This is a genomic window from Endozoicomonas sp., from assembly GCF_031844845.1.
Lineage (GTDB): Bacteria > Pseudomonadota > Gammaproteobacteria > Pseudomonadales > Endozoicomonadaceae > Endozoicomonas.
This window is the reverse complement of the sequence record NZ_JAVRMB020000303.1, coordinates 1-6,297: the sequence shown is the minus strand read 5'-3', so window position 1 is coordinate 6,297 and position 6,297 is coordinate 1. Positions and strand designations below refer to the sequence as shown.

Annotated in this window: 5 protein-coding genes; 2 read left to right on the top strand and 3 right to left on the bottom strand. The window is 49.6% G+C overall.

Going from position 1 to position 6,297, the window contains the following annotated elements; all coding sequences use genetic code 11:
• Positions 1-329: 329 nt before the first annotated feature.
• Both znuA and RM811_RS16640 read right to left on the bottom strand, forming a co-directional pair.
• A complete protein-coding gene (gene znuA / locus RM811_RS16645) occupies positions 330-1,259 on the bottom strand; it encodes a zinc ABC transporter substrate-binding protein ZnuA (protein ID WP_402526546.1) in 930 nt (309 codons plus the stop codon).
• A gap of 306 nt (positions 1,260-1,565) precedes the next feature.
• Complete coding sequence (locus RM811_RS16640; RefSeq protein WP_402526544.1) at positions 1,566-1,742, bottom strand: hypothetical protein; 177 nt, start codon at positions 1,740-1,742, stop codon at positions 1,566-1,568.
• Positions 1,743-1,980: 238 nt separating this feature from the next.
• Here RM811_RS16640 and uvrD point away from each other — a divergent pair, with 238 nt between their 5' ends.
• Together uvrD and RM811_RS16630 are read left to right on the top strand one after the other, a co-directional pair.
• Positions 1,981-4,146 carry a DNA helicase II gene (gene uvrD / locus RM811_RS16635; RefSeq protein WP_402526542.1) on the top strand — a complete coding sequence of 722 codons (2,166 nt, stop codon included), beginning with the start codon at positions 1,981-1,983 and terminating at the stop codon, positions 4,144-4,146.
• A 149-nt stretch (positions 4,147-4,295) separates the two neighbouring features.
• Positions 4,296-5,417: a TRAP transporter substrate-binding protein gene (locus tag RM811_RS16630; protein ID WP_402526540.1), complete on the top strand. Its 1,122-nt coding sequence runs from the start codon at positions 4,296-4,298 to the stop codon at positions 5,415-5,417.
• Between the two features lie 49 nt (positions 5,418-5,466).
• Here the strand turns inward: RM811_RS16630 and murI are convergent.
• A partial coding sequence (gene murI, locus RM811_RS16625; RefSeq protein ID WP_402526538.1) for a glutamate racemase occupies positions 5,467-6,297 on the bottom strand: 831 nt, incomplete at its 5' end.

Genomic DNA, 6,297 nt, shown 5'->3' with positions numbered 1-6,297 from the left:
TTCCCACGCTCTGCGTGGGAATGCATAGCCAACCACAGGAATCGTGTCTGTGGTTGGGTCCTGGCGCTACCACGCAGAGCGTGGGAGCGAGGAGGGTTTTGCGACAACCGCCTTCGCGAGGATGACGGTCGGGGGGGGGTTGCCCTTTTGCGACACCCTCGAAGGCGGGAATCCATCTCGAGAGTGGGAGTCTATCTCGAGCAGTGGATCCCCGCCTGCGCGGGGATGACGATGGTACATTCTTAATTGCAGCTTTCCTAAGACCTTTTGCGACAGCCGCTAATCAAGGTTATCTGCTTTCACCGTTCTCAGAGAGCGACATTTTTCGCTTATGGCTGTTTGGTCGCTCTCTGAACACATTCAGTAATGTTATCCACAAGCTGATTAATGAATTTTGCATAGCTTCCGGGTCCGGATTCAATATCTTCTGCCAGAGGGTCAAGTACACCAACTCTGACAGAAAGTCCTTCAATCAATCGGTTGATATAGGCTGGCTGAAACTGGGGTTCCCGGAAAATACAGCTTGCTCCGGCTTTATCCAGCTGCTCTTGTAAACTGACCAGATGACGGGCGCCCGGCTGCTGCTCAGGGTTCAGCGTGAAGTAGCCGGCAATCTTCAGGTCATATTGATCCTGAAGGTAGCCATAACCATCATGAAAGACGAAAAATGGCTTGTTGCCGGACTGTTTGAGTTTTAGCTCGTTTCGGGCATCCGTCTGATCCATGCTCTTTATAAAAAGTTCAAGGTTCTCTTGATACTGCGCCTTATTGGCTTTATCAACCGACGTTAAAACGCTGGCCATTTCTCTGGCAATGATCCGCGCATTATCGGTACTCAACCAGATATGGGGATCATATTCACCATGATCATGGTGCTCGTCATCCTCATGTATATGCTGTTCATCTTCTTCATTACTGCGTAGCCGAATGCCCTGAATATCCATCATGGACACGGCTTTTACATCCTCCGAGCCTGCCAGCATCCTGGACAGAAAAGACTCCATGGAGGGGCCAACCCAAAAAACAACATCGGCATTTCTGAGCTTGCGGGCATCGGAAGGCTTCAGGCTGTAGCTGTGAGGAGAGCTCCCGGGAGGAAGCAACACATCGGCATTCGTTACGCCCTCTGTCACTGCCTGTGCAATCAGCTGAAGCGGCTTGATACTGGCCAAAACCTTTGGGTGTTCTGCAGCCACAGAGACACTGATGGTCATTAGCAACATGGCCATTAGTGATCTTTTGAAAGAGAAGAACTGCATACAAAAAGCCGTCCAGACCAAAAGCGTTATAATATAACATTTTAATCTTAAATGTGACCCATTATAGAATAATGCAGACCTTGCATCCTTTCAGAGGTGGTTGACTGGCTGTGTTGATTTCCGGTTTTCGATTGATTATCAGGGGGTTAGGCAATGCCATCGGGAGAGGACGATAATTAATACAAGAAGATCAAAGAAAACTATTCAGAAGGGAAATGCTAATTCCAAAACACAAAGGATGGGAGAAAACACCCGATACGAACTTTTACAGAGCAGGAGCAAAAGTTCGTATCAGAACAGCAATGACTACGAAGCTTCCCAGTAATCTTCGCCGAAGATGGAACTTAGACGCTTGTCCTCCTCCCTCTCCTCAAGTGCTCTGCGAATCTGCAGGGTGCGCTTGGAACCTTTCAGCTCAAGTTCTGGACGGATCAGGTGCTCATCCAGAATGAACTCTTTTTCGGCTTTCTTACCTTTACCCATAACAGCACCCTCATCTTGTATTTGTTATTAAATGATGTCTGCTTACGATTACCAAAATAGTAAATTTACGGGCTTACGGCAACAACTCATGTCGTATAAACATGTAAGATAAATCTTACAGGCAAGACCTTATGACGCAGTTTCGTTAAACTCTCGTTAAACTCGCACTACTTTTACACATAACGACTCATAAACTCCCCATCAAAAGGGGGCATCGACTCCAGACTAAAAGAATCTTATGGACGTAACCTCAATACTTGACTCACTGAACGATGCTCAACGCAGTGCTGTAGCAGCCCCCGTCAGCTCCATGCTGGTGCTGGCCGGTGCCGGCAGTGGTAAAACCCGCGTTCTGGTTCATCGGATCGCCTGGCTGGTTCAGGCCGAAGCCATGTCACCCTATTCAGTGATGGCTGTGACCTTCACCAACAAAGCCGCTGCAGAAATGCGCTCCCGTATTGAGGAATTACTGGGCATTGCGCCAAGGGGTATGTGGGTAGGCACGTTCCATGGTCTTTCCCATCGACTGCTCAGGTCTCACTGGAAGGAAGCCGGACTCCCGGAAAACTTTCAGATTCTGGACAGTGATGACCAGCTGCGAGTTATCAAACGAATCATGAAAGCCATGCAGCTGGACGATCAGAAGTGGCCACCTCGTCAGGCACAATGGTTTATCAACGGCAAAAAAGATGAAGGCTTGCGTCCCGACTATATTGACCCCGGTTACGATCCTTTTGAACGAACCATGGTGGATGTTTATCGCCGCTATCATGAGTATTGCGAGCAGGCCGGTGTTGTGGATTTTGGCGAGCTGCTCCTCCGTGCTCACGAGCTTTTGTTAAAACGTTCAGACCTGCTTCACCACTACCGTAAGCGTTTCCGCTACATCCTCGTGGATGAGTTTCAGGATACCAACGCCGTACAATATGCCTGGCTCAGGTTGCTGGCCGGTGATCAGGATAAACTCATGGTGGTTGGCGATGATGATCAATCCATTTACGGATGGCGTGGTGCTCGCATAGAAAATATACGTCAGTTCACTCGTGATTTCCCAAATGCCAAGACCATAAAACTGGAACAGAACTATCGGTCAACCGGCAATATCCTTCAGGCCGCCAATGCGGTTATTGCCAATAACCCGGATCGTTTGGGCAAGGAACTGCACACCGACGGAGAAAGCGGCGAACCGTTACACTTATACGCCGGCTTTAACGAGATGGATGAAGCCCGCTTCATTACTGACCGTATTAAAGAGGCTACCGACAAAGGCACGGCCCGCAGTGATATGGCCGTTCTTTACCGATCCAATGCTCAGTCCCGCGTTCTCGAAGAAGCGATGCTCCGGGCAGGCATTCCTTACCGCATCTATGGTGGACAACGCTTCTTTGAACGGGCAGAAATTAAAAACGCCCTGGCTTATCTCCGGCTGGTCAATTCTCCCAATGATGACACTTCCCTTGAGCGAGTCATTAACATTCCAACCCGGGGCATTGGTGAGAAAACCATAGAAAAGCTGAGAGAAGCTGCCCGAAGTCAGGAAATATCGTTATGGCAGGCCCTGCGTAATCTGGTAAAGGCCTCGGTGGTTGGTGGCAAAGCGGGTAAGTCTATGGCGGCTTTTGTTGAGCTGATTGAATCCATGAGCCATTCAGGAGAAACACTCGATCTTGGTGAGCTATCTGATCACGTGATCACCATGAGTGGGCTGATTGATCATCACAGTAAAGAGAAAGGGGAAAAAGGTCAGGCCCGGGTAGAAAACCTGGAAGAACTGGTCAACGCCTGTCGTCAGTTTGATATGGACGACCTCGATCTGGACGAAGAGACTGAAGCCATGACACCGCTGGATGCTTTCCTTGCCCACGCGGCACTGGAAGCAGGCACCAATCAGGCCGATCAGTTTCAGGACAGCGTACAAATGATGACCCTGCACTCGGCAAAAGGTCTGGAATTTCCGCTGGTCTTCCTGGTCGGTATGGAAGAGGGTTTATTCCCCCACAAAATGTCTCTGGATGAAGGCAATCTGGAAGAGGAACGTCGTCTTTGTTATGTAGGCATTACCCGTGCCATGAAAACCTTATACCTGACCTACGCAGAAAGTCGCCGCTTATATGGCAGCGAAACCATGAACCGTCCTTCTCGTTTCATTCGGGAAATACCGGGCGAACTGTTACAGGAAGTACGCCTCGGAGGCACTATTTCCCGCCCGGTGATCACCCGTATGGCCCCAGCGTCCCCAGATCATGGACTGTCGTTAGGGCAACGGGTACACCATAACGTCTTTGGTGAAGGGACGGTCATCAATTATGAAGGGGAGGCCAATCAGGCCAGGGTTCAGGTCAATTTTGATTCAGAAGGCGCCAAGTGGCTGATGATGGCTTACGCGAACCTTTCTCCGGCTTAATGACTCCAAAAGCCTCCATCAACGATGGAGGCTTGTATGCTTCAGCCTATCCACTTACCATGCTTCTGTCGTGTTCTGCCTAATAAGTCTTCTGGCTATATAACAGCCTGAGCCTGATAAAATTAATAACAAGAGAACAGGGTTCTTACATGAAACGCCGTAATTTATTGACCACTTTGGGGATGGCTGCCGCCACCGTAGTGTTGGTCGGCTGTGGACAGGGTGAGCAGCCACAGCAAACCTCAAGCACAGAGTCAGCACCAGAAATTCAAAAACCAATCGAGTGGAAACTGGTTACCTCCTGGCCAAAAAACTTCCCGGGGCTGGGCACCGCACCTGAGCGTTTTGCCGAATCCGTTAACAAAATGAGTAATGGTCGATTGACCATTAAAGTTTACGGTGGTGGTGAACTGGTTCCACCACTGGAAGTATTTGATGCCGTTTCCAGTGGCACAGCGGATATGGGACACAGTGGAGCTTACTACTGGAAGGGCAAGGATCCTGCAACCCAATTCTTTACTGCGGTGCCCTTTGGTTTGAATGCCCAGGAAATCAGCAGCTGGATTCACTATGGGGGTGGACAGGCTCTCTGGGATGAGGTTTACCAACCCTTCAATATCAAGCCTATGGCTGGTGGCAACAGTGGCGTACAAATGGCGGGCTGGTTTAATAAAGAGATTAACAGCCTGGATGACCTGAAAGGCCTGAAGATGCGAATCCCGGGTATGGGTGGTGAGGTGCTGAAGCGCCTGGGCGGTGTCCCCGTTAACATTCCCGGCGGTGAACTGTTTACCGCACTTCAGACCGGCGCCATTGATGCCACCGAGTGGGTTGGGCCATACAATGACCTGGCCTTTGGTTTCTATAAGGTAGCGTCTTACTACTACTACCCTGGCTGGCATGAGCCAGGCAGCATGATGGAATTTACCATCAATCTGGATGCCTGGAAGCAATTACCGGAAGACCTGCAGGCCATTGTTAAAACGGCGGCCCGGGCCACCAATCAGGATATGATTGATGAATACACCGCCCGTAATAATGCGGCGCTGCAACAACTGGTGAATGAGCACGGTGTCAAAGTAAAGCGCCTGCCCGATGACGTGCTTATTGAACTGAAAAAAGTCGCTGATGAGGTTACTCAGGAAGTGGCTGCCAGCAGTGATCTTGCTGACCGTGTCTATCAGTCGTTCGATCAGTTCCGTGAGCAATCCAAGGCTTACCACGATATTACAGAAGTTGCTTTTTACGAAGCTCGTTCTCTGGAGAAATAAATTCTTGTAGAACCTTATGGCCACATTCACTCTGTGAGTGTGGCTGCCTTCAAGTCGTTTCTGATAACAAGGAAACTACCTTAGCAAATCCCATACGTTCCAAAGCCGGAACCAGAGAATCCACCTGACAAGACTTGCCGGTGTGAACGAAAATATCCATGGATTCTGCGCCACACTCAGATTCAGAAGACCCCAGAAGATTAACAACCCTTCTGGCAATGGCAGGGCCTGAGTCAATCCAGTTAATATCCGAAGATACCCGCTGCAGAGCGTCTCTTAATAACGGGAAATGTGTACAGCCAAGCACAATAGCGTCAGGTGTTTTTTGTCCCGCAAAGAAAGGCGCAAGAATGTTGTTAAGCGTTTTACCAGAAACCGGCTCCCCTCTCAGGTACTGTTCAGCCATATGCACCAGCTCACTGGAACCCACCCGAATCACCTGACAATCACCCGCAAAGTCATCAATTAATTGATCGGTATAGCTTCGGGCAATGGTGCCGGGAGTAGCCAGAAGACCAATACAGCGGCTCTTTGAATACTCGCTGGCGGTCTTTATAGCAGGGACCACACCCACCACCGGAAAATTCAGCGCCTCACGGACTCTGGGCAATGAGATCGTACTGGCCGTATTACAGGCAATGACCGCCAGACATGGCCCATAGCGCTCAGCCAGATAGTTGAGGCAAAGACTGGTACGCTCAATCACTTCCGATTCAGGCTTGGGGCCATAGGGAAAACCTTGTGTATCAGAGCAGTAAACCACGGGAACATCAGGCAAAACCTGTTTTATTTCCTGATAGATGCTGAGCCCTCCAACACCGGAATCAAAAATGACGATGGGTTTTACCATGCGCTGCATAAATAAAAAGTTTCCATAAAA